General features: G+C 41.9%; 17 protein-coding genes and 2 tRNA genes. 5 read left to right on the top strand and 14 right to left on the bottom strand.

The genetic code is table 11. The features are described from left to right. Positions 1 to 22: 22 nt before the first annotated feature. From wecA to trxA, 3 genes are all read right to left on the bottom strand, one after another. Entirely contained in the window at positions 23 to 1108 is a 1086-nt protein-coding gene (gene wecA, locus PSF67_RS19440; RefSeq protein WP_102139866.1) for a UDP-N-acetylglucosamine--undecaprenyl-phosphate N-acetylglucosaminephosphotransferase, read from the bottom strand. A 626-nt stretch (positions 1109 to 1734) separates the two neighbouring features. Then, the gene (gene rho / locus PSF67_RS19435; protein WP_004906109.1) at positions 1735 to 2994 is read right to left on the bottom strand and encodes a transcription termination factor Rho; all 1260 of its coding nucleotides are present in this window, start codon (positions 2992 to 2994) and stop codon (positions 1735 to 1737) included. A gap of 704 nt (positions 2995 to 3698) precedes the next feature. Further along, positions 3699 to 4025: a thioredoxin TrxA gene (gene trxA, locus PSF67_RS19430; protein ID WP_102139865.1), complete on the bottom strand. Its 327-nt coding sequence runs from the start codon at positions 4023 to 4025 to the stop codon at positions 3699 to 3701. Positions 4026 to 4142: 117 nt separating this feature from the next. Here trxA and rhlB point away from each other — a divergent pair, with 117 nt between their 5' ends. Both rhlB and gppA read left to right on the top strand, forming a co-directional pair. Continuing rightward, entirely contained in the window at positions 4143 to 5429 is a 1287-nt protein-coding gene (gene rhlB, locus PSF67_RS19425) for an ATP-dependent RNA helicase RhlB (protein ID WP_166263931.1), read from the top strand. A gap of 11 nt (positions 5430 to 5440) precedes the next feature. Beyond that, a complete protein-coding gene (gene gppA, locus PSF67_RS19420; RefSeq protein WP_195697885.1) occupies positions 5441 to 6943 on the top strand; it encodes a guanosine-5'-triphosphate,3'-diphosphate diphosphatase in 1503 nt (500 codons plus the stop codon). Positions 6944 to 6995: 52 nt separating this feature from the next. Here gppA and rep read toward each other — a convergent pair whose 3' ends face one another. Continuing rightward, positions 6996 to 9020: a DNA helicase Rep gene (gene rep, locus PSF67_RS19415; RefSeq protein ID WP_102139862.1), complete on the bottom strand. Its 2025-nt coding sequence runs from the start codon at positions 9018 to 9020 to the stop codon at positions 6996 to 6998. A 243-nt stretch (positions 9021 to 9263) separates the two neighbouring features. Continuing rightward, positions 9264 to 10736, bottom strand: coding sequence for a ketol-acid reductoisomerase (gene ilvC / locus PSF67_RS19410; protein ID WP_206276152.1), 1473 nt, complete (start codon positions 10734 to 10736; stop codon positions 9264 to 9266). Positions 10737 to 10908: 172 nt separating this feature from the next. Here ilvC and ilvY point away from each other — a divergent pair, with 172 nt between their 5' ends. Continuing rightward, the gene (ilvY, locus tag PSF67_RS19405; RefSeq protein ID WP_102139860.1) at positions 10909 to 11805 is read left to right on the top strand and encodes an HTH-type transcriptional activator IlvY; all 897 of its coding nucleotides are present in this window, start codon (positions 10909 to 10911) and stop codon (positions 11803 to 11805) included. Here ilvY and ilvA read toward each other — a convergent pair. The 6 genes from ilvA to ilvL form a co-directional block, all read right to left on the bottom strand. After that, positions 11797 to 13371 (bottom strand): threonine ammonia-lyase, biosynthetic, encoded by a 1575-nt coding sequence (gene ilvA / locus PSF67_RS19400; RefSeq protein ID WP_102139859.1) that lies wholly within the window; start codon positions 13369 to 13371, stop codon positions 11797 to 11799. The genes ilvY and ilvA overlap by 9 nt on opposite strands. 2 nt (positions 13372 to 13373) lie before the next feature. Next, positions 13374 to 15224 carry a dihydroxy-acid dehydratase gene (gene ilvD / locus PSF67_RS19395; RefSeq protein WP_272677499.1) on the bottom strand — a complete coding sequence of 617 codons (1851 nt, stop codon included), beginning with the start codon at positions 15222 to 15224 and terminating at the stop codon, positions 13374 to 13376. Between the two features lie 67 nt (positions 15225 to 15291). Beyond that, positions 15292 to 16218 (bottom strand): branched-chain amino acid transaminase, encoded by a 927-nt coding sequence (locus PSF67_RS19390; RefSeq protein ID WP_102139857.1) that lies wholly within the window; start codon positions 16216 to 16218, stop codon positions 15292 to 15294. Between the two features lie 11 nt (positions 16219 to 16229). Beyond that, on the bottom strand, positions 16230 to 16499 hold the full coding sequence (gene ilvM / locus PSF67_RS19385) for an acetolactate synthase 2 small subunit (RefSeq protein ID WP_102139856.1): 270 nt from the start codon (positions 16497 to 16499) through the stop codon (positions 16230 to 16232). Beyond that, positions 16496 to 18142 carry an acetolactate synthase 2 catalytic subunit gene (gene ilvG, locus PSF67_RS19380; RefSeq protein WP_102139855.1) on the bottom strand — a complete coding sequence of 549 codons (1647 nt, stop codon included), beginning with the start codon at positions 18140 to 18142 and terminating at the stop codon, positions 16496 to 16498. The genes ilvM and ilvG overlap by 4 nt, the downstream gene beginning before the upstream one ends. Positions 18143 to 18274: 132 nt before the next feature. Beyond that, positions 18275 to 18376, bottom strand: a complete 102-nt coding sequence (ilvL, locus tag PSF67_RS19375) for an ilv operon leader peptide (RefSeq protein WP_071524553.1) — start codon at positions 18374 to 18376, stop codon at positions 18275 to 18277. A 479-nt stretch (positions 18377 to 18855) separates the two neighbouring features. On the opposite strand from ilvL, the gene PSF67_RS19370 reads away from it, so the two are divergent. Then, positions 18856 to 20382, top strand: coding sequence for a YifB family Mg chelatase-like AAA ATPase (locus PSF67_RS19370; RefSeq protein WP_102139854.1), 1527 nt, complete (start codon positions 18856 to 18858; stop codon positions 20380 to 20382). A gap of 77 nt (positions 20383 to 20459) precedes the next feature. On the opposite strand, the gene PSF67_RS19365 is transcribed toward PSF67_RS19370, so the two are convergent. After that, entirely contained in the window at positions 20460 to 20798 is a 339-nt protein-coding gene (locus tag PSF67_RS19365; RefSeq protein WP_102139853.1) for a DUF413 domain-containing protein, read from the bottom strand. Positions 20799 to 20910: 112 nt separating this feature from the next. On the opposite strand from PSF67_RS19365, the gene hdfR reads away from it, so the two are divergent. Next, on the top strand, positions 20911 to 21750 hold the full coding sequence (gene hdfR / locus PSF67_RS19360; RefSeq protein ID WP_166263917.1) for an HTH-type transcriptional regulator HdfR: 840 nt from the start codon (positions 20911 to 20913) through the stop codon (positions 21748 to 21750). 657 nt (positions 21751 to 22407) lie between these two features. Here the strand turns inward: hdfR and PSF67_RS19355 are convergent. Together PSF67_RS19355 and PSF67_RS19350 are read right to left on the bottom strand one after the other, a co-directional pair. Next, positions 22408 to 22483 (bottom strand) — tRNA-Trp (locus tag PSF67_RS19355). 8 nt (positions 22484 to 22491) lie between these two features. After that, positions 22492 to 22568: transfer RNA gene (locus PSF67_RS19350), tRNA-Asp, on the bottom strand. Positions 22569 to 22596: the final 28 nt, after the last annotated feature.

Genomic DNA, 22596 nt, shown 5'->3' with positions numbered 1-22596 from the left:
AACCTCTATTTTCGTTTTGTCGTTACCGTACTGCTCCTCTACGTGCTCTACGTCTTACTCGCTTAATAAAACGGGCGACTTTCCAAGCTCGTTTGATGCAGTAACCATACATCATAAATACAAGCAAAAATAATGCCAACATTACCCATTCAGGTACAAATGTTAAGTGTTCACCAATAATACCAACACACGCTAAAGCGGCTGCTGATAATGTAATCAGCACAAATGCCCCTTTTGGTGTAAAGCCAGAACGCATAATTAAATGGTGAATGTGTTGGCGATCTGGTGAAAATGGGCTCATGCCTTTACGAATACGTCGATACATAATGGCAACCATATCCATTAGAGGGATCGCAATAATCCATAAAGCGGTAACTGGGTTAATCGGATGTACTTCTTCTTGGGTCGAAGCCACAAGGATCCAAATAATAGTGAACCCAATCAGTGTACTTCCCGCATCCCCCATGAAAACTTTAAAACGACGGCCTAGCACACCTAAATTCAGAAGAATATAAGGAAGGATAGCTGCAATAAAGGCAAAACACCAAAATGCTAACGCGTAGTTACCGTTTTGATATAACAAAAAGCCAAGAGCACCAAAAGAAACAGACGATAAACCACCCAATAGTCCATCAATGCCATCAACCATGTTAAAAGCGTTAATTGCTGCCCATACCGCAAATAAAGTGACGATATAACCGAATGGACCCAGCACCAGTTCCCATGGGCCAAAGGCATGGCCAAGTGATTCAAGTTTCAACCCTGCCGCTGTCATCATCACAACTGCAACGATCGCTTGGATACCAGCCCTTAATTTCACACTGATATCAAACCTATCATCTAATGCGCCAATAAAGACGAGTAATCCTGCACAAGCGATATATAGCCACTTATGAGGAATGTATTCTCCGGTGATATAAAATGCAAAACAGATCCCAAAGAAAACGGAAATTCCCCCAACAAGAGGAACTAATCCTACGTGTTTCTTTCTGAAATTAGGTTTATCAACTAACCCGATTTTTATTGCAACAACTCGAGCCAGAAAAATAAAAACTAATGAAAACAAGAAAACGTAGAAGAGATTGGTTACAAAGTGTATGGTGTCCACTGTTCGACTCTCTTAATCTTTATATTTAACTTTCAAAACTAATTTTTTAGCGAATGCTGGTAAACAAGCATACGCCAATGCATTATCATCTTAGTACTGGAATCCGCTATAAGACGAATCTTTATTCATAAAGAGATCCCTGTAACATTATTAGTTTTCACACTTTATTAGTGTGTTTGATTTAATAACGAAACATCCCTTAATTTTATACTGAATAGCTGCAATATGCATGCCATAAAAGCAATACTCTAAAATTGCGTTAATCGATTGATGTTTAAATAAGCGCTTGATGATTAAATAATAAAGTGGTGAAAATAAATTTAATGCTAATCACAAAATAAATATAAACATAGTATTTATCTTTTAATTCAGTTGGTTAACTTGCATGCATTGGTGTTTTTATCGTTTATCATTAATGTTCTAATAAAAATTTCGCCTATTTATTCAATGTTATTTATAAACAAAGCAATAAAACAGCATCTTAATCCATTGAACTCAATCAGCAAAATATTAACCCTTACTTAATATGATATGTTTTAATTTTTATACGCGACTACCGTGTATAAAAAACAAAAAAAGGTGCCATAACAGGCACCTTTTTTATAATACACAGAGAACCTTAACGGTTACGCTCTTTTCATAAAATCAAAGAACTCTTCGTTAGTTTTCGTCATCGCTAATTTACTGATGAGGAACTCCATTGCATCGATTTCGCCCATTGGGTGAATGATCTTACGCAGGATCCACATTTTTTGTAACTCATCTTGCGATGTCAGTAACTCTTCTTTACGCGTACCAGAACGGTTGTAGTCTATTGCAGGGAAAACACGTTTTTCTGCAATCTTACGAGACAGGTGCAGTTCCATGTTACCTGTACCTTTAAACTCTTCGTAAATAACTTCATCCATCTTAGAACCGGTATCAACCAGTGCAGTTGCAATGATTGTCAGGCTTCCACCTTCTTCAACATTACGAGCAGCACCGAAGAAACGTTTTGGACGGTGTAATGCGTTAGCATCCACACCACCGGTTAATACTTTCCCAGAGGAAGGTACAACGGTGTTGTATGCACGGGCCAGACGCGTAATAGAGTCGAGTAAAATGATAACGTCTTTTTTATGTTCAACTAGACGTTTCGCTTTCTCAATCACCATCTCAGCGACTTGAACGTGACGTGCTGCAGGCTCATCGAAAGTTGAAGCGATTACTTCACCTTTAACTAAACGCTGCATTTCTGTCACTTCCTCAGGACGTTCATCGATCAACAGAACCATCAGAACGCAATCAGGATAATTGTGTGCAATATTTGCTGCAATGTTTTGCAGCAACATTGTTTTACCCGCTTTCGGTGGAGCAACAATCAGACCACGTTGGCCACGACCGATTGGCGCCGCAAGATCCAGTACACGTGCAGTTAAATCTTCAGTTGAACCGTTACCACGTTCCATACGCAGACGACGGTTTGCATGCAATGGAGTTAGGTTTTCGAAAAGAATTTTACTGCGGGCATTTTCAGGTTTGTCGTAGTTAACTTCGTTGACTTTTAGGAGGGCAAAATAACGTTCACCTTCTTTAGGAGGACGAATTTTTCCTGAAATTGTGTCACCTGTACGTAAGTTAAAACGGCGGATTTGGCTAGGAGAAACGTAGATATCATCAGGACCTGCGAGGTAAGAACTGTCTGCTGAACGGAGGAAACCAAATCCATCCTGCAATATTTCCAGTACGCCATCGCCGAAAATATCTTCGCCACTTTTCGCATGCTGCTTCAAAATAGAGAAAATAATATCCTGCTTTCTCATACGGGCTAAGTTCTCTAGCCCCATGTTTTCGCCTAACGTAATCAATTCTGATACTGGCGTATTTTTTAATTCGGTAAGATTCATAATGGTGGGTTCTTTAACTCGGGGTAATTCTCGAACTATGAACGTAAATTGACGGCAGCTTATTATTAAGTGCCAGTTTAACTTTATACTGCCCTGCTGATCGCTAATTTTTACCAAAAACAAACAGCAATGCAAAAAAATCTTGTGCTAGCCATTACTAAGATTACTCTAACATTTGACTGCAACTCATCTTGATGATGTGTGGCATATTATTAGAAACACGGACAATATTAGCAATAGTTTTTTGTACATTTAGGACAACATCCATCCCAATATCGCAAATTTAATGTCAGATTAGCATTAAAAAACACATAACTGCTCAATGCCAACCTTCTCCCACTTCATTTTTATATCCAAAAGATATAAAAATATTGAATTTCACTATGTTCGTTTATGCACTATCTTTAATTCATATGAAGGATACATTGAAACAGAAGATATTGAATACGGCTATAACTCAACGTCTAAACTTTCAATTTCATATTTAAAATCATTATGTCATCAGTTTTTTGATCAAAAAAGACATCACAATACTGAACTAACAAGCTAGATATGTAAGATAAGAGCAATGGAATACAAGGTAATTCATATGGGTGCTATACGAGGAATAAAGATAACTTATCATGCTTAAGTGAAGACGTCTAGCGGCTCTCTAGATAAAATAGATATACCGCTAAACGTTTTAGCTTACATATAACGATAACTTACAGATTTTCGTCTAAAAATTCTTTCAGTTGCGTTTTTGATAATGCACCGACTTTCGTTGCTGCGACTTCACCATTTTTGAATAAAAGCAAGGTCGGGATACCACGAATTCCATATTTTGGAGCAGTACCTGGGTTTTCATCAATATTCAGTTTTGTGATAGTCAGTTTGCCTGTATATTCTTCAGCAACTTCATCAAGAATAGGCGCGATCATTTTACAAGGACCACACCATGCTGCCCAAAAATCGACGAGAACAGGTGAACTTGCGTTCAAAACTTCAGTTGCAAAACTTGCATCAGTTATATGTATAATTTTATCGCTCATGTTGTACTCCAAGGGGTCATCTTTTGCAGACTTAGTGTAACATTATTGGCAGCAGTATGCTTTATTTCAAAAGATACACTTTCGTAAACCAACCGTTAACTGATATTCTAACATACTATGAGTAAAGCACACTTGACAGAAAAGAAGTTTTCCGACTTCGCATTGCACCCTAAAGTCATTGAAGCTCTAAATAAAAAAGGCTTCAATTTTTGCACGCCTATCCAGGCGTCCACCTTGCCTTTTACTGTCGAAGGCAAAGACGTGGCGGGTCAAGCGCAAACCGGTACAGGGAAAACGTTAGCTTTTTTAACGTCTACATTCCATTATTTATTAACTCACCCTGCGATTGAGGGTAAAAAAGCGAATCAGCCTCGTGCTCTCATTATGGCGCCGACACGCGAACTCGCTGTACAAATCTATTCAGATGCTAAAGAGCTCGCTGAGTACACTGGCCTGAAAATGGGCTTAGCATACGGTGGTGACGGCTATGATGAGCAACTGAAGGTTTTACAAAACGGTGTTGATATCCTTATTGGTACAACTGGCCGTTTAATCGACTACGCAAAACAAGGCCATGTCGACTTAAGTGCGATTCAAGTTGTGGTCCTCGATGAAGCCGACCGTATGTATGACCTTGGTTTCATTAAAGATATCCGCTGGATTTTCCGTCGCATGCCAGGTGCGGCAGACAGGCTTAATTTGCTGTTTTCTGCAACTTTATCTTACCGAGTAAGAGAATTAGCTTTCGAACAAATGAATAACCCTGAATATGTTGAGGTCGAACCTTTACAAAAAACAGGTCATCGTATTAAAGAAGAGTTATTTTACCCTTCTAATGAAGAGAAAATGCGCTTGCTCCAAACGCTACTTGAAGAAGAGTGGCCAGAGCGTTGTATTATTTTCGCCAATACCAAACACCGTTGTGATGATATTTGGGCGCATTTAGCTGCCGATGGTCATCGTGTAGGCTTGCTAACTGGCGATGTCGCACAGAAAAAACGACTGCGTATATTAGAGCAATTCACACAAGGCCATTTAGATATTTTAGTGGCAACTGATGTTGCTGCACGTGGTTTACATATTCCATCAGTAACTCATGTCTTTAACTACGACTTACCTGATGACTGTGAAGATTATGTACACCGTATTGGCCGTACTGGCCGTGCTGGCGAAAGCGGAAACTCAATTAGCTTAGCCTGTGAAGAATATGCACTTAACCTGCCAGCTATTGAAGAATATATCCAACACTCAATCCCTGTGAGTAAATATAACAGTGATGCATTATTGAGCGATTTACCTGCGCCAAAACGCCGTCATCGCCCACGTCCTGGAGGCCCTCGCCGTAATTCGAATTCGCAGCGTCGCCACAATGGCCCACGTAACAACCATAAACGTCCAGGCTGAGTAAAAACGATATGCTGAAATCTTCTTCTCTTTATGCCGCCATCGATTTAGGCTCAAACAGTTTTCATATGCTCGTTGTACGTGAGACTGCTGGCAGCATTCAGGTCATCTCTAGGGTTAAACGCAAAGTTCGTCTTGCAGCAGGGTTAGATAACAACAACCTGCTTTCTGAGCAAGCAATGGAGCGAGGCTGGCAATGCTTGCGCCTGTTTTCGGAACACTTACAAGATATTCCGAATACACAAATTCGTGTTGTCGCAACAGCGACTTTGCGTCTAGCTAAAAATGCCGATATTTTCATCGAAAAAGCCAGCCAAATTTTAGGAAACCCTGTTAAAGTCATTCAAGGGGAAGAAGAAGCTCGTTTGATTTATCAAGGTGTTGCACATACAACTGGCGGGCCAGATCAACGCTTAGTGGTTGATATTGGAGGGGGAAGCACTGAGCTAGTTACGGGTACAGGCGCAAAAGCAGAGCAACTCTACAGCCTTGAAATGGGGTGTGTAACTTGGCTTGAGCGCTACTTTGGCGATAGAAGTTTAACCGAAGAAAACTTCGCAGCGGCTCAAGCCGCTGCCCATAATGTCATCGCCCCTATTGCTGATGCACTAAAGACACATGGGTGGAAGATATGTGTTGGTGCATCCGGTACTGTACAAGCCATTCAGGAAATCATGATTGCCCAAGGCATGGATGAACTGATCACTCTTTCTAAATTACAACAGCTTAAGCGCAAAGCCATTCAATGCCAAAAACTTGAAGAGCTTGAAATTGACGGCTTAACCTTCGAACGCGCTCTGGTTTTTCCAAGCGGCTTGTCTATTTTGATTGCTATCTTTGAAGCATTAAACATTGATAACATGACACTGGCTGGCGGCGCACTTCGTGAAGGTCTTGTCTATGGTATGCTACAGCTTCCTATTGAGCAGGATATTCGCGCTCGTACCGTTCGCAATATTCAACGGCGCTTCCAAGTCGATATCGAACAAGCTGGCCGAGTTCGTCAACTTGCAGAATATTTTTACTTGCAAGTCGCGAAAGATTGGGGCTTAGATACTCGCTGTCGTGATTTACTATCAAGTGCATGCGCCTTACATGAAATCGGCTTGAGTGTTGATTTCCGTAAAGGCCCCGAGCACGCTAGCTACCTCATAACACACCTTGATTTACCTGGCTTCACTCCAGCTCAAAAACGGTTACTTGCTGCATTATTGATAAACCAGCAAGGCCCTGTTGATTTAACGCCATTAAGCCAACAAAATGCGTTACCCATGCAGCATGCATATGATTTATGTCGTTTACTTCGTCTCGCCATTATTTTTGCGAGCCGTAGACGGGATGATACCTTGCCTGCTCTTAGGCTTAATGTGAATGCACAAAGATTAACCATTACATTGCCTTATCGTTGGTTATCTTCTCACCCTCTACGAGCTGAAAATTTACAGCAAGAAGTCCAATGGCAGGGCTATGTAAATTGGGTTTTAGAGTTGGAAGAACGTAATAGTTCAAATTGATAATATTTTCCACACTAGGCCGACTCTAGTGTGGAAATTCAATTAGTTACCATTACTCGCTTTTTTTATTTAACCCTAAACGGGCTTTAATATCAGCTAATGCTGATTGCCCTTTCTGCATACGCTCCTGCGCACTAACCACTTTACGCTCCTGCTCCCATTGCAAATCATCTTGAGGTAATTCAAGAAGAAAACGGCTTAATTCAGGGCGGATTAATTCACCATATTGGCGGCGCTCACGGCAATGAGAAAAAAACAGCTCTCTTTGTGCCCGCGTAATTCCCACATAAGCTAAACGGCGTTCTTCATCAATATTGTTTTCATCAATACTACTTTGGTGTGGCAATAGCCCCTCTTCCATACCAACCAAAAAAACATAAGGGAATTCAAGACCTTTAGAGGCATGCAACGTCATGAGTTGAACTTGGTCTGATTCTTCATCATCCTCACCACGCTCCATCATATCTCGCAGCGTAAAGCGGGTAACCACTTGGCTCAATGTCATTGGGTCATTGAGCTCATCACCTTCCACCATTTCACTCATCCATGTGAACAATTGGTTGACGTTTTTCATTCGCATTTCAGCCGCTTTAGTACTGGTCGACGTTTCATATAACCAGCTTTCATAATCCATTTCGCGCAGCAAATCACGCACCGCAATTAAAGGTTCACGTTCCGACGTTCGAACAATACTGTCCATCCAATGAGTGAAACGCTGTAATGCTTCTAATCCTTTGCCTTTTAAGCTTTGTTCAAGCCCTAGATCAAAACTGGCTTGATACAAGCTTTTGCCCCGCTGGTTTGCCCATTCCCCCAATTTTTGGATAGTTTTGGGGCCAATCTCTCGACGTGGAGTATTTACGATACGTAAAAAAGCACTGTCATCTTCAGGGTTCGTCAATACTCGCAAATAAGCTAATAAGTCTTTGATTTCAGGGCGAGAGAAAAACGAAGTCCCCCCCGAAATACGATACGGAATGCGGTTTTGCATCAACATTTTTTCAAAAATACGCGATTGATGGTTACCGCGATACAAAATGGCGTAATCTTTATATTCCGTCTTATTAATAAAGTGGTGTGCAATAAGCTCCCCAATCACTCTTTCGGCTTCGTGATCTTCATTATTTGCGGTAAGAACCCGAATTGGCGCACCATACCCCAGCTCTGAAAATAGTTTTTTTTCAAATACATGAGGGTTATTGGCAATTAAAATATTCGCAGCCTTTAAAATTCGTTCGGATGAACGGTAATTTTGCTCAAGCTTAATAACATTTAACTTAGGGAAGTCCTGATTCAATAAAACTAAATTTTGCGGCCTTGCTCCACGCCATGAATAGATTGACTGGTCGTCATCACCCACAACCGTAAACCTTGCCCGCTGCCCCACAAGCAATTTAACCAACTGATACTGACTCGTATTGGTATCTTGGTACTCATCCACCAGCAAGTAACGAATTTTTTGCTGCCAGCGCTCGCGAACTTCTTCATTCTGATATAACAACATGGTAGGTTTGCTGATTAAGTCATCAAAATCCAGCACATTGCAACTTTTCAGATGAAGTTCATAGCGACGATAACACTCGGCAAAGTGATGCTCTTTTTCACTCCGTGCTTGGCCTATAACCTGTTGTGGCGAGATAAGATCATTTTTCCAATTTGAGATCGCTGAGATCAATTCCTTGAGTAAGTCTTTATCTTCTTCTAGCAAGTCAAAAGTGAGCTCTTTCAACAATGCCATCTGGTCTTGGTCGTCAAATAGCGAAAAGTTGGCTTTAATACCCAGCGCTTTATATTCACGCTTAATAATTTCCAACCCTAATGTATGGAAGGTGGATATGATCAAACCACGCGCTTCTTTCTTACCCAAGGTTTGTGCCACGCGTTCTTTCATTTCCCGCGCTGCTTTATTGGTGAAAGTCACCGCTGCAATTTGCCTAGGCTGATAACCACATTGGCGAATTAAATGCGCAATTTTATTGGTAATAACACGTGTTTTGCCTGACCCCGCTCCCGCCAATACAAGGCACGGGCCATCGACAAATTCAACTGCCTGCTGTTGGCTTGGGTTTAATCGCATGGCTTCTCTACATCACTCAGTTATTCAAAAAGGAATTCGCTACAGATTGTAGCAGAAACCGAGCCAACTCTTGAGCAACGATCTTCTCTATTTATAAAAAACAAAAAACCACATCATTCATCAGAAAGATGTGGTTTTGTTCTTTTTCTTTTATATCATTAATGCATTTTTCTAAACTATTCGCGTTAGAGGAAGGTAACAGAGTGTAGCCAACGCACCTATCACGCGAAGAGTGACGAAAAATTAGCCGACCGCAATCTTCTTCATATCCGTCATATAACCCCGTAAAGTCTTACCGATCTTCTCAATCGGATGATTACGGATAGCTTCGTTGATATCACGTAACTGCGCGTTATCAGTACCATTATCTGCAACTGGTTTCGCTAAATCCCCTGCTTGTAATTTCGTCATGAAATCCTTCAGCATTGGTACAACTGCGAATGAAAACAGATAGTTACCATATTCTGCAGTATCAGAGATAACCACGTTCATTTCATATAAACGTTTACGAGCAATAGTGTTCGCAATCAGTGGTAACTCATGCAGTGACTCATAGTAAGCCGATTCTTCTAAGATACCCGCTTCTAACATCGTATCGAACGCTAACTCAACGCCTGCTTTAACCATTGCAACTAACAGAACACCGTGGTCGAAGTACTCTTGTTCCGCAATTTTCCCGTTATATTCAGGGTAATTTTCGAATGCTGTTTTGCCTGTCTCTTCACGCCATGTCAGCAAGTTTTTATCATCATTTGCCCAGTCTGCCATCATTGTTGCAGAAAACTCGCCTGAAATGATGTCATCCATATGTTTGTGGAACAATGGCGCCATGATAGTTTTCAGTTGCTCAGATAACGCATAAGCACGCACTTTCGCAGGGTTAGATAAGCGATCCATCATCAGCGTGATACCGCCTTGTTTCAGCGCTTCAGTGATAGTTTCCCAACCAAACTGAATTAATTTACCTGCGTAGCCTGGCTCAACACCGTCTGCGACCATTTTGTCGTAGCTCAGTAATGCACCCGCTTGCAACATACCACACAGAATCGTTTGCTCACCCATCAGGTCAGACTTAACTTCTGCAACAAATGAGGATTCCAGAACACCTGCACGGTGACCGCCAGTCGCTGCCGCCCACGCTTTAGCAATCGCCATACCCTCACCTTTCGGGTCATTTTCTGGGTGTACTGCAATCAGCGTTGGAACACCAAAACCACGCTTGTATTCTTCACGTACTTCAGTACCTGGACATTTTGGAGCAACCATCACAACAGTAATGTCTTTACGGATTTCTTCGCCAACTTCAACAATGTTGAAGCCATGTGAATAACCCAGTGCTGCGCCTTGTTTCATCATAGGCTGAACAGCACGAACAACGGCTGAATGCTGTTTGTCTGGCGTTAAGTTAACAACCAAATCAGCAGTAGGGATCAATTCTTTATAAGTCCCAACTTTGAAACCATTTTCTGTCGCTTTGCGCCATGAAGCACGTTTCTCTGCAATTGCTTCATCACGTAATGCATAAGCAATATCTAAACCTGAGTCACGCATATTCAGGCCTTGGTTCAGACCTTGTGCTCCACAACCGACGATGACGATTTTTTTACCTTTCAGAAAGCCCGCTTCATCCGCAAATTCTTCGCGCTGCATAAAACGGCACTTACCTAATTGAGCTAACTGCTCACGTAAATTCAATGTGTTAAAATAATTCGCCATTGTCATACTCCATTGTTCTGTTGTGTTCGTTATGTCAGGCAGTCTGCCTGTCGCTCATTTTGAGCGTTTATGGATTTACTATATGCGATGTTTCGCATTGCTTAAATTGATATATTAACAATACAATGTTGCAATATCTGCAACGTCATTAATTATGTTATTAGAGGGCAAAATGGACATTCGCGATCTCAAGCTTTTTTTGCATCTAGCACAAAGTTGCCACTTCGGGCGCACATCTAAAGCGATGCATGTCAGCCCTTCCACATTGTCTCGACAAATACAACGCCTCGAAGAACAACTGGGTCACCCACTATTTGTGCGCGATAACCGCTCAGTCAAATTGACCCAAGCAGGGGAGCATCTTAAGCAATTTGCCCAACAAACATTATTGCAATATCAACAACTGCAACATGCTCTCAACCAGCAAAGCCCATCGCTCAGTGGAGAACTGCATCTTTTCTGTTCTGTTACGGCAGCCTATAGTCATTTACCCGAAGTGTTAGATAAATTCCGTGCGCTGCACCCATTAGTTGAAATTAAGCTCACGACAGGGGACGCAGCTGATGCCGTTGAAAAAGTGGAAACTCATGAGGCTGACCTTGGTATCGCAGGCAAACCCGAGCGCTTACCTGATAACGTCCGTTTTGCAAAAATCGGCGAAATCCCTCTCGTTTTGATTGCTCCATCACTACCCTGTGCAGTACGAAGCATGGTAACAGAGGCTGAACCTGATTGGTCTACCGTCCCCTTCATCCTGCCTGAGCATGGCCCATCACGTAAACGTATCGAACTTTGGTTCCGTCGCCATAATATCAATAACCCCGTCATTTATGCGACGGTATCGGGCCATGAGGCTATTGTGTCAATGGTGGCTTTGGGATGTGGCATTGCCTTGATCCCCAGCGTGGTCGTTGATAACAGCCCAGAGCCCGTACGTAGCCGTATTTCACAGCTCGATAATATTTCAATGGTCGAACCTTTTGAGCTCGGCGTTTGCCTATTAAGCAAACGCCTGAGTGAACCATTAATTAAAGCGTTCTGGGAGTTACTCCCGGACAACTCAGTCTAAGGTTCTTTGGTTATCTTGTGGCGCTAAGAAAAAACGGAAAGACGGGTTTCCTGTTTCATCATGATATTCATAACCTAGCGCATCAAGATGCCTATCAAAACGTACTTCTGGCCCGGCCAGTTCAAATGCCGCCAGCACTCGTCCATAATCCGTACCATGGCTGCGATAATGAAATAACGTAATATTCCAATGAGTCCCAAGAGTCTCTAAGAATCTCAGTAATGCACCTGGAGACTCTGGAAATTCAAAGCTATACAATCTTTCATCTAATGGCTTTGATGGGCGGCCACCAATCATGTAACGCACATGGAGTTTGGCCATTTCATCATCTGATAAATCATCGACTTCATAGCCGTTACTTTTGAGCTCTTGAATAATCTCCGAGCGCTCGCCATCACGGCCACTTAAACGCACCCCAACAAAAATACAAGCACGGTCAGGATCGGCATCCGTATATCGATAGTTAAACTCCGTAATGGCTCGATGACCTAATAACTGGCAAAAGCGTAAGAAACTCCCTTTTTGCTCAGGAATGGTCACTGCCAGCAAGGCTTCTCGTTGTTCACCAATTTCACAGCGCTCAGAAACATAACGCAGCCCGTGGAAATTCATATTCGCACCGGACAAAATATGTGCTAAACGTTCACCTTTGATGTTGTGCTGCTGTACATATTTTTTCAATCCGGCCAATGCCAAAGCGCCTGAAGGTTCAGCTATCGCACGAACATCTTCAAAAATATCTTTCAGTGCTGCACAAATGGAATCGCTATCAACAGTAATAACATCATCAACATATTGCTGGCACAACCTGAAGGTTTCGTCTCCGATGCGTTTTACTGCTACACCTTCTGCAAATAAGCCAACACGGGGTAAATCAACAGGGTGTCCCGCCTCTAATGCCGCTTTTAAACAAGCAGCATCTTCCGACTCTACACCAATGATTTTAATTTCAGGCATTAATTGCTTGATAATCACAGCGACGCCCGCAATTAACCCACCGCCACCTACTGGGATAAAAATTCGGTCTAAATGAACATCTTGTTGCAATAGTTCCAGTGCTATCGTAGCTTGGCCTGCAATGACTGAAGGGTGGTCAAAAGGTGGAACGAAGGTGTAACCATCCTCTTCTGCCATTGCAATGGCTTTCGCTTTCGCTTCATCAAAATTGGCACCATGTAAAATAGCTTCGCCACCGAAACTACGTACGGCATCCACTTTGATATCCGCTGTCGCAACTGGCATAACGATTTTTGCTTTCACACCCACACGATTTGCCGATAACGCAACGCCTTGAGCGTGATTCCCAGCAGAAGCGGTCACCACACCTTTGCTTTTTTGCTCTTCAGTTAAACTCGCAATCATGGCGTAAGCACCACGGAGCTTAAAGCTATGTACTGGCTGCCTATCTTCGCGCTTGACTAAAATGGTATTGCCCAAGCGTGAAGATATTTTATCCATCTGTTGAAGAGGCGTTACTTGTGCAGCTTCATAAACCGGCGCACTCAGCGCCGCTTTTAAGTAATCTGCTCCGGTTGGGGCAACCGGTAATGGTTTTGCTGCCGCCACAATTAGCCCCCTAATTTCGACTTGTCACGAACAGCACCTTTGTCTGCGCTCGTCGCCAAAGAAGCGTAAGCACGCAGAGCAAAAGAAACCTCACGCTGACGATTACGCGGAGTATAAGCTTTATCACCTCGAGCCAATTCAGCTTCACGACGTTGATTCAATTCGCTTTCACTAACATCCAGCACAATCGTTCTTTTTGGGATATCAATATCAATAATATCGCCATCTTGAACTAATGCTAATAAGCCACCACTCGCGGCTTCTGGCGAAATATGGCCGATAGAAAGCCCAGAGCTACCACCTGAAAAGCGGCCATCCGTTATCAATGCACAGCTTTTGCCTAACCCCATTGATTTCAGATATGAGGTTGGATACAGCATTTCTTGCATGCCCGGGCCACCTTTAGGCCCTTCATAGCGAATAACAACCACATCACCTTCAACAACTTTTCCACCGAGGATCGACTCAACGGCATCATCTTGGCTTTCAAACACTTTGGCTGGGCCACAGAATGTTAAGCTACCTTCATCAACCCCTGCTGTTTTAACAATACAGCCATCCTCTGCAATATTTCCAGACAGGACAGCAAGGCCCCCATCCAAACTATACGCATGCTCAATACTACGGATACACCCATTTTCACGGTCAGTATCCAATGACGGCCAACGGCAATTCTGTGAAAAAGCTTTTGTCGTGCGGATCCCGGCAGGGCCTGCGGAAAACATCGATTTGACAGACTCGTCCTTTGTTAACATCACATCATATTGCGCTAGTGTTTCTTGGAAGCTAAGGCCTAAAATATTAGTCACATTTTCTTGCAGCAAACCTGCACGGCTCAGCTCACCTAAAATACCGATAACACCACCAGCACGGTGAACATCTTCCATATGGTATTTTTGCGTACTCGGTGCAACCTTACACAGATGTGGAACTTTACGTGATAAGCGGTCGATATCATCCATGGTGAAATCGATCTCTGCTTCCTGAGCGGCTGCCAGTAAGTGCAGGACGGTGTTAGTTGAACCACCCATGGCAATATCCAACGTCATCGCATTTTCAAATGCAGATTTATTGGCGATATTGCGTGGTAACGCACTTTCATCATCTTGTTCGTAATAGCGTTTGGTTAATTCAACAATGCGCTTACCTGCATTGATAAATAAAGTTTCGCGGTCTGCGTGAGTCGCTAATAATGAGCCATTTCCTGGTTGAGATAACCCCAGCGCCTCAGTTAAGCAGTTCATTGAGTTTGCAGTAAACATTCCTGAGCAAGAACCACACGTTGGGCATGCTGAACGTTCTATTTGCTCGCTATCTGCATCGCTCACATTTGGGTTCGCTCCTTGGATCATGGCATCAACCAAATCGAGCTTGATAATTTGGTCTGAAAGCTTGGTTTTACCCGCTTCCATCGGGCCACCCGAAACAAAAATAACTGGAATATTGAGGCGCAATGACGCCATCAACATGCCTGGGGTGATCTTATCGCAGTTTGAAATACATACCATGGCATCCGCACAGTGTGCATTCACCATATATTCAACCGAGTCTGCAATTAATTCACGAGAAGGTAAGGAATACAGCATTCCGCCATGTCCCATGGCAATCCCATCGTCAACTGCGATTGTATTAAACTCTTTCGCAACACCACCTGCATTTTCAATTTGCTCTGCAACTAATTTGCCTAAATCACGTAGATGTACGTGACCAGGAACAAACTGTGTGAATGAGTTAACAACAGCAATAATGGGCTTTCCAAAATCAGCATCGGTCATGCCTGTTGCACGCCATAATGCACGAGCCCCAGCCATATTACGACCATGAGTTGTTGTTGCTGAACGGTACTTAGGCATATCTTTAACTCCCGTGTTTAAAACAGGCGGGGAACGTCCGCCTGTAACATCTATTTCAATTTAGTTATTAAGGGTTTACTGGATCTAACCAGCCCCATTTATCTTCTGTTGTGCCATCAAATAAGCCAAAGAATGCTTGCTGAATTTTCTTGGTTACTGGGCCACAACGACCAATGCCGACTTGGATACCATCAACGCTACGTACTGGCGTAATTTCGGCAGCTGTGCCTGTCATAAAGACTTCATCAGCAAGATAGAGAGATTCACGTGATAGTGTTTGCTCACGAACTTCAATACCCATATCTTTTGCTAAGGTTAAAATTGCATCACGTGTAATACCCGGTAATGCAGATGATGTGAACGGAGGCGTATACAGGATGCCATCTTTCACCTCAAAAATATTTTCCCCTGCGCCTTCTGAAAGATACCCATGAACATCTAGTGCAATCCCTTCTTGGTAACCATGGCGACGCGCTTCACTACCAACCAGTAATGAAGACAGGTAGTTACCACCTGCTTTTGCCCCTGTAGGAATGGTGTTTGGTGCAACACGATTCCAAGAAGACACCATCGCATCAATGCCTTGATCTAACGCTTCTTCACCTAAATAAGCACCCCATGGGAACGCAGCTAAAATCACATCGGTGTTATAACCGTCTGGTGGGTTAACACCCATACCAACATCACCAATAAATACTAATGGGCGAATATATGCACTGACTAAGTTATTTTTACGCAGAGTTGCACGACATGCTTCCATTAACTCTTCCACACTGTAGCTGACAGGCATACGGTAAATTTTCGCTGAATCATGCAAACGTTGCATATGCTCACGGTGGCGGAAGACCACGGGACCTTTGTGTGAGTCATAACAACGGACGCCTTCAAACACTGATGTACCATAGTGCAGAGCATGAGACATAACATGAACCTTTGCATCAGCCCATGGCGTCATTTCACCGTTAAACCAAATAAAGTCAGCTTTCTTAGTCATTTGTATATTCCTTACATTGCACTTTGTGTGCGTAATAGTCGTGATTCTTGTTGTCGTACTTCAACTTCTGTAATGTCTGAAAGCTTGGTTAACTGTGCACAAAGCTGGGTTAATGGCCTTTGACTACTTACAGTAAGTTCAATATTAACATTGTCGCCGTCTGTCGATTGCCCCATATTCATGGCATTAATACGAAATCCACGATGGCGAGTGACCCTTAATATACGCTCTAAAACCTCAGGACGGAAACGGGCCAATATCGAGATTTGATGTTGCATCATAATGGTTTCTCCATCATTTTTTCATTACTAGCCCCAGGTGGAACCAACGGCCAGACATTTTCTAATTCATTAATTGATACCTGTAATAAATAGGCACCTTCGCTATTAAGTAATTCATCTAATGCAGAGTTAACTTCCGACTTGTCCGTGATCCGTTGGCCTTTGATACCAAACGCACTGGCTAATGCCACAAAATCAGGGTTATCTGTTAAAATTGTTTCGCTATAGCGCTGTTCAAAAAACAGTTCTTGCCACTGACGGACCATGCCTAATCGTTGGTTATCGATCAAAAGGATTTTTACAGGAAGTTGCTTACGTTTGATGGTTCCCAGCTCTTGGACATTCATCATAAATGAGCCATCCCCAGAGACACAAACAACGGTATCTTCAGGCCTAGCAACCTGTGCACCAATTGCTGCAGGGATACCAAACCCCATGGTTCCAAGCCCGCTTGAAGTTAAGAAGTTTTCAGGCGCATCAACGGTGATATGTTGCGCTGACCACATTTGGTGTTGCCCTACATCAGTGGTAACAACGGTATTTGGCTTCATTTTATCCGACAGCTGTTTCAGTAATAATGGCGCATAAATAGGCTCACCAGGATGGTCATAACGCCAACCGAATTCTTTTTTAAGTTGCTGAACTTCCTGCTGCCAAAGCGCAATTGATTTTTTAAGCATTAATTCAGGCAGTAATACCTTTGCATCACCATGCAGCGCAACATGAGTTTGACGCAATTTATCCAGTTCTACGTGATCTATATCGATATGAATCACTTTGGCGTTCGGTGCAAAAGTATTTAACTTACCTGTTACCCTATCATCAAAACGAGCACCAACAGCGATGAGTAGGTCACAACGTTGTACTGAGATATTGGCTGCCTTAGTGCCATGCATCCCTAACATACCTAAATAGTTTTCATCTAAAGGACTCACAGCACCAAGACCTTTTAATGTTGCAACTGAAGGAATGCCTGTAAACTCAATAAATTCACGCAATTCTGTAACCGCACCAGACATTCCAACACCACCACCAACGTACAACATAGGCTTTTCTGATTGTTCTAATAGCATTCTTGCCTGTTGAATTTCTGATAAAGGTGACGTGACTTCTTGCTCTACCGGCATTAAAAACGGAGACAGCTCAGCTTGTTGTAGCTGAATATCTTTCGGAATATCAATCAGTACAGGGCCAGGACGCCCACTATTTGCGATTGCGAAAGCCTCAGCAAGAATGCGAGGTAAATCTTCGATATCTTCAACTAAAAAGCTATGTTTAGTACAAGCTAAAGACAACCCTAAGACATCGATTTCCTGAAAGGCATCGGTTCCGATAAACTCAGAGGCGACTTGCCCGGTAATCGCGACAACAGGGACGGAGTCTAATAATGCGTCAGCTAATCCCGTGATAACATTTGTTGCACCAGGGCCAGATGTTGCGATACATACCCCTGTTTTTCCTGTTGAACGTGCATAGCCAATCGCAGCGATTACAGCACCTTGCTCATGTCGACACAACAAATGCTCAACTCCACCATCATACAATGCATCATAAACTGGCATTATTGCGCCACCAGGATAACCAAATACGGTATCAACCCCCTGTGCTCGCAATGCTTGAACTAACCATTGTGCTCCGTTCATGCTTTATCTCCTGTCCATCTACTTTATCTGTTTGTATTTGTTATGTTTTATTTTGTGTGTTTGCATTAATCAACATTTATGTCAAAAAAAACCCCGCGCCTTTCGGTGCGGGGTTCTCGTAAGATCTGGCTGTTATTTTAGCCTTCGTCGTCCAAGTGCAGCCCCGCACGGTGGGATAATAATCACCACCACGCTAATAATAATTAGGCTAACTGCTTGGATAAATGCGTTCATGTATTTTACTTTTTCAATATTCTTAATTATCTATTATTTAGAGTTATCATTTTAAAATTGTTTTGACAACTTTTATTTAATTTATTTATTTTCAAAACATTAAATCACTTCAAAATCACATACCTATGAGATAATTAGCATTATTAACTACTTAAACACCCATTCATCAGTAATATTCAACAAAATACCCAGCATGATCAGCTATATCATCCATAACAATCATCTAGCGCCATTAAAACTCACACAGAGAAATTAATTATTTTTTCTTACTGATTTCCAAGCTCAGAATAGTCTCCATGCTTTATAACATCCTCACAACCCCAATTATAACAAGACTTCGAAGCTGCTCGCAGTAAATTGAAACAGTCCAGTAACTAAGTAATTAAATTGTCGAGCAGCTTCGCAAACATATTATCTACCCAAGATAAGTAAACTTACTTTCAGCAGAATATTACTCTGTAAATGATATTGGAGGGCTTATGACATTAGCGATTGTTTACACTAGAGCATCAATTGGGTTAGAAGCACCTCTTGTTACTGTTGAAGCACATATTAGTAATGGGCTTCCAGGTTTAACACTTGTTGGGCTACCAGAAACAGCAGTAAAAGAAGCAAGAGATAGAGTTCGAAGCGCTCTACTAAACAGTGGATTTGAATATCCAGCTAAAAAAATGACGGTTAATTTAGCGCCAGCCGATTTACCAAAAGAAAGCGGTCGGTATGACCTCGCAATTGCGATAGCCATACTCGCATCATCAGGCCAACTCCCCCACGAGCCATTAAGACAATATGAATTTTTAGGCGAACTCGCTTTGTCTGGCGATGTTCGTTATGTCAATAGCGCTATTCCTGCAGCTCAATCAGCATTAAAACAACAGCGTTCTTTGATACTATCCATGGAGAATCAACACCAATTAGGTTTGCTCCCAAATAATAGCGTTTATTTCGCGACATCCTTATTAGAGCTTTGTCATTTTTTACATAACAAACATACATTACTTTGTAATCAACAAATTCATCAACCGCCTATCTCAATCAAGCAAGAGAGTGATATTAACGATATTATCGGCCAAGAACATGGGAAACGGGCATTAGAAATTTGTGCTGCTGGTGGGCATAATTTACTCTTACTGGGTCCTCCGGGAACAGGAAAAACGATGTTAGCAAGCCGGCTAATGACTTTACTTCCCCCTTTAACCCCTCAGGAAGCATTAGAAGTGGCTTCATTGCATAGTTTGAGTGAAAACACAAAAGAAGATATGAACTGGCCAATAAGGCCTTTTAGAGCGCCTCATCATAGCGCATCAATTGCGGCTTTAATTGGGGGAGGCTCGCTTCCCAAACCTGGCGAAATTTCACTTGCACATCATGGTGTGTTATTTTTAGATGAATTACCAGAATTTAGCCGTTCAGTACTTGATTCTTTACGAGAACCATTAGAATCTAGAAAAATTAGCATTTCTCGAGCAAAAGCAAAAGTTTGCTATCCTGCAAGCTTCCAGCTGATCGCAGCCTTAAATCCTAGTCCAACAGGGCACTACCAAGGAGAAATGAGCCGTTCAGTCCCTTCTCGTATCCTACGTTACCTTTCACGCATATCAGGGCCTTTTATTGATCGATTTGACCTCTCAATAGAAATTCCATTGTTGCCTCTCGGCTCATTGAGTAATCAAACAAATCAAGGTGAAACAAGTGAACACGTTAGACAAAGAGTCATCGAAGCTAGAAATAGACAACTTAGGCGAGCTGGAAAAATTAATAGTTTACTAACGCCAAGAGAAACCACACAATTTTGCCTACTAACAACAAAAGATGCGTTATTCTTAGAACATGCATTAAATAAGTTAGGTCTTTCCATCCGAGCCTGGCATAGAATTTTAAGGGTTGCTAGAACAATAGCCGACCTTAATGCCGCAGAAACTATTGAGCGTTCCGATTTATTAGAAGCGCTGGGGTATCGAGCGATGGATAAGTTATTGCTTCATTTGCAAAAACAAGTAAGCTGAGAAGGGTGGACAGACAAGTACTTATTATCTCGTAAAAATAAAGGGACCGGAGTCCCTCTTATCATACGACGACGATATTAATCATCTGTATCAGTATAGTCTTCCGATGGGTCTATCTGCGGTTTACCGCCAGATAAAGTATGGAAGCGTTTAGGGCGGTTAATACGGCTAGAATATTTTACCCAAACTTTTTCTTCTGGGGTAGCTGGTTCACGTTCACCACGGCATACAGCGACGAAAAGTTTTTCTTCTTCTGTCTGCGGTGCTCGTTTACCTGCATCAAGCTCATTAAAAGCTTGGCCGAGACGTTCTAGCAACTGAGCTTCTTTGATGGTGAAATCACCATGACGAGAAAAGCCACGTGGGTAATGTTTATTATCAAAAAAACGATTAGTCGTGATGAAGCTATCTGCCATCTGACACACTCCTAACTTATTACAGTCAAACTCTATATGGCGCGGAGTATTAGACAGCATTGACAATCTGTAAAACAAAACATTTAAATCATCACGACAAAAATAATTGGAGATGCGTGTGGACAGCGAGTTATTGAGAACTTTTTTAGAGGTTAGTAAAACTAGGCACTTTGGTAGAGCCGCAGAATCACTCTATTTAACGCAATCAGCGGTTAGCTTCCGTATTAGGCAATTAGAAACACAACTAGGTACAAGCCTATTTACGAGGCATAGAAATAATATCCGGTTAACCGCTGCCGGTGAAAGGCTCGTTCCATATGCTGAATCACTAATGAATACCTGGTTGCAAGCTAAAAAAGAGATATCTCATGCCTCACAACACACAGAACTTTCTATTGGTGCAACTGCTTCACTTTGGGAAGGCTATCTAACTGACTGGGCAGAAGAACTTTATAATCAACATGATGAACTACGACTCGAAGCTAGAGTTTCAACGCGTCAGTCCCTCGTTAAGCAATTACATTCTAGAGAATTAGATTTATTAATTGCAACTGAGCCACCCAAAATGGATGAGTTTGAAAGCACAATCATCGGTACTATTGACTTACAACTTATGGCTTCCCAAAAAAATATTGCACTCACAAAATATAATTTTATAAAGCTTGAATGGGGGGCTGATTTTCATCCAAAAAATGAACCAGCACTAACTCAAGATGATACACCCGTAATGATCACTACCTCAGCCCATATTACCCGTCAATTACTTCCTGTATCGCTTTCAGCGGCATTTTTGCCTGCACATTGGGCATATCAATACCCAGGCTTAAAAACGCTCTCAGAAACCTCAATAAGCAAACCCTTGTATGCTGTCTGGCTCCAAAAAAATGATCAACAAGCTCTTATCAATCAATTGATTAAGACGCCAATAAAAAATGCGCCTTTAAGTGAATAATCATAGCCACCCTCATAACGGGTGGTTTGGCATATCTTTATACTAGTGAAAGACTCATAACCCTCACCTATAATTGAACGAATATTATTAAAAGCTAATTTTTGTCTGAGTTTTAGCAAAAGGCGAGATAATATTTACATAGCCACTTTGTATGCTCTGAGCTTTATTCTTTAATTCCTATAAACATCTTTTCATACTTAGCTTACGAATATTAACCTAAGCATCAACCTCTGACATGAAGGTCCTATTATTGAATTAATAGTCTGATTTATAAATAGAATTTAATAACCTCATGTTTAATGACGCTAACGCAACTTAATATAATAAAAAAAATGAATAAGTAAATTATATGCCGCTATTAAATAGTCTTAACTAATATTTTCTTTTATATCTCAATAAGTATATCAATCACGAAAAACTCATCGGCATTTATTTTTATAAAACAATAATACAACAATATATTACTTCTTTAGCAAAGTGATTTTTTGAAATTAGTGAAAGTTAATATAGTATGTGGGGGAAAAAAGTGAATTAAAGATTAACTGAAGGGGGTTAAGAAAATAACTCTATATTTACAATTGTACGGATAAAGAAAAACCCGATTAAGCTAATCGGGTTATCAATAGATACTTCTTTTATTATTACTTAATTGGTAACTGGCAGGGGCGGAGAGACTCGAACTCCCAACACCCGGTTTTGGAGACCGGTGCTCTACCAATTGAACTACGCCCCTAAATTAAGTGGCGGAACGGACGGGACTCGAACCCGCGACCCCCTGCGTGACAGGCAGGTATTCTAACCAACTGAACTACCGCTCCACTTATTCTTTTTGCCTCTCGGCTGTTT

This window comes from Providencia sp. PROV076 (genome assembly GCF_028483405.1).
Taxonomy (GTDB): Bacteria; Pseudomonadota; Gammaproteobacteria; order Enterobacterales; family Enterobacteriaceae; genus Providencia; species Providencia huaxiensis.
Note: the sequence above shows the minus strand (reverse complement) of the source record. Positions and strands in the feature narration are given on the sequence as shown.

What these genes read in the sequence shown, in the direction of transcription:
- ilvG (WP_102139855.1), bottom strand. Translation starts at nt 18,142, where the DNA reads ATGAACGGAGCACAATGGTTAGTTCAAGCATTGCGAGCACAGGGGGTT.
- rhlB (WP_166263931.1), top strand. Translation starts at nt 4,143, where the DNA reads ATGAGTAAAGCACACTTGACAGAAAAGAAGTTTTCCGACTTCGCATTG.
- hdfR (WP_166263917.1), top strand. Translation starts at nt 20,911, where the DNA reads ATGCGTGTGGACAGCGAGTTATTGAGAACTTTTTTAGAGGTTAGTAAA.
- ilvY (WP_102139860.1), top strand. Translation starts at nt 10,909, where the DNA reads ATGGACATTCGCGATCTCAAGCTTTTTTTGCATCTAGCACAAAGTTGC.
- PSF67_RS19365 (WP_102139853.1), bottom strand. Translation starts at nt 20,798, where the DNA reads ATGGCAGATAGCTTCATCACGACTAATCGTTTTTTTGATAATAAACAT.
- gppA (WP_195697885.1), top strand. Translation starts at nt 5,441, where the DNA reads ATGCTGAAATCTTCTTCTCTTTATGCCGCCATCGATTTAGGCTCAAAC.
- ilvC (WP_206276152.1), bottom strand. Translation starts at nt 10,736, where the DNA reads ATGGCGAATTATTTTAACACATTGAATTTACGTGAGCAGTTAGCTCAA.
- ilvM (WP_102139856.1), bottom strand. Translation starts at nt 16,499, where the DNA reads ATGATGCAACATCAAATCTCGATATTGGCCCGTTTCCGTCCTGAGGTT.
- PSF67_RS19390 (WP_102139857.1), bottom strand. Translation starts at nt 16,218, where the DNA reads ATGACTAAGAAAGCTGACTTTATTTGGTTTAACGGTGAAATGACGCCA.
- ilvL (WP_071524553.1), bottom strand. Translation starts at nt 18,376, where the DNA reads ATGAACGCATTTATCCAAGCAGTTAGCCTAATTATTATTAGCGTGGTG.
- ilvD (WP_272677499.1), bottom strand. Translation starts at nt 15,224, where the DNA reads ATGCCTAAGTACCGTTCAGCAACAACAACTCATGGTCGTAATATGGCT.
- PSF67_RS19370 (WP_102139854.1), top strand. Translation starts at nt 18,856, where the DNA reads ATGACATTAGCGATTGTTTACACTAGAGCATCAATTGGGTTAGAAGCA.
- rho (WP_004906109.1), bottom strand. Translation starts at nt 2,994, where the DNA reads ATGAATCTTACCGAATTAAAAAATACGCCAGTATCAGAATTGATTACG.
- rep (WP_102139862.1), bottom strand. Translation starts at nt 9,020, where the DNA reads ATGCGATTAAACCCAAGCCAACAGCAGGCAGTTGAATTTGTCGATGGC.
- trxA (WP_102139865.1), bottom strand. Translation starts at nt 4,025, where the DNA reads ATGAGCGATAAAATTATACATATAACTGATGCAAGTTTTGCAACTGAA.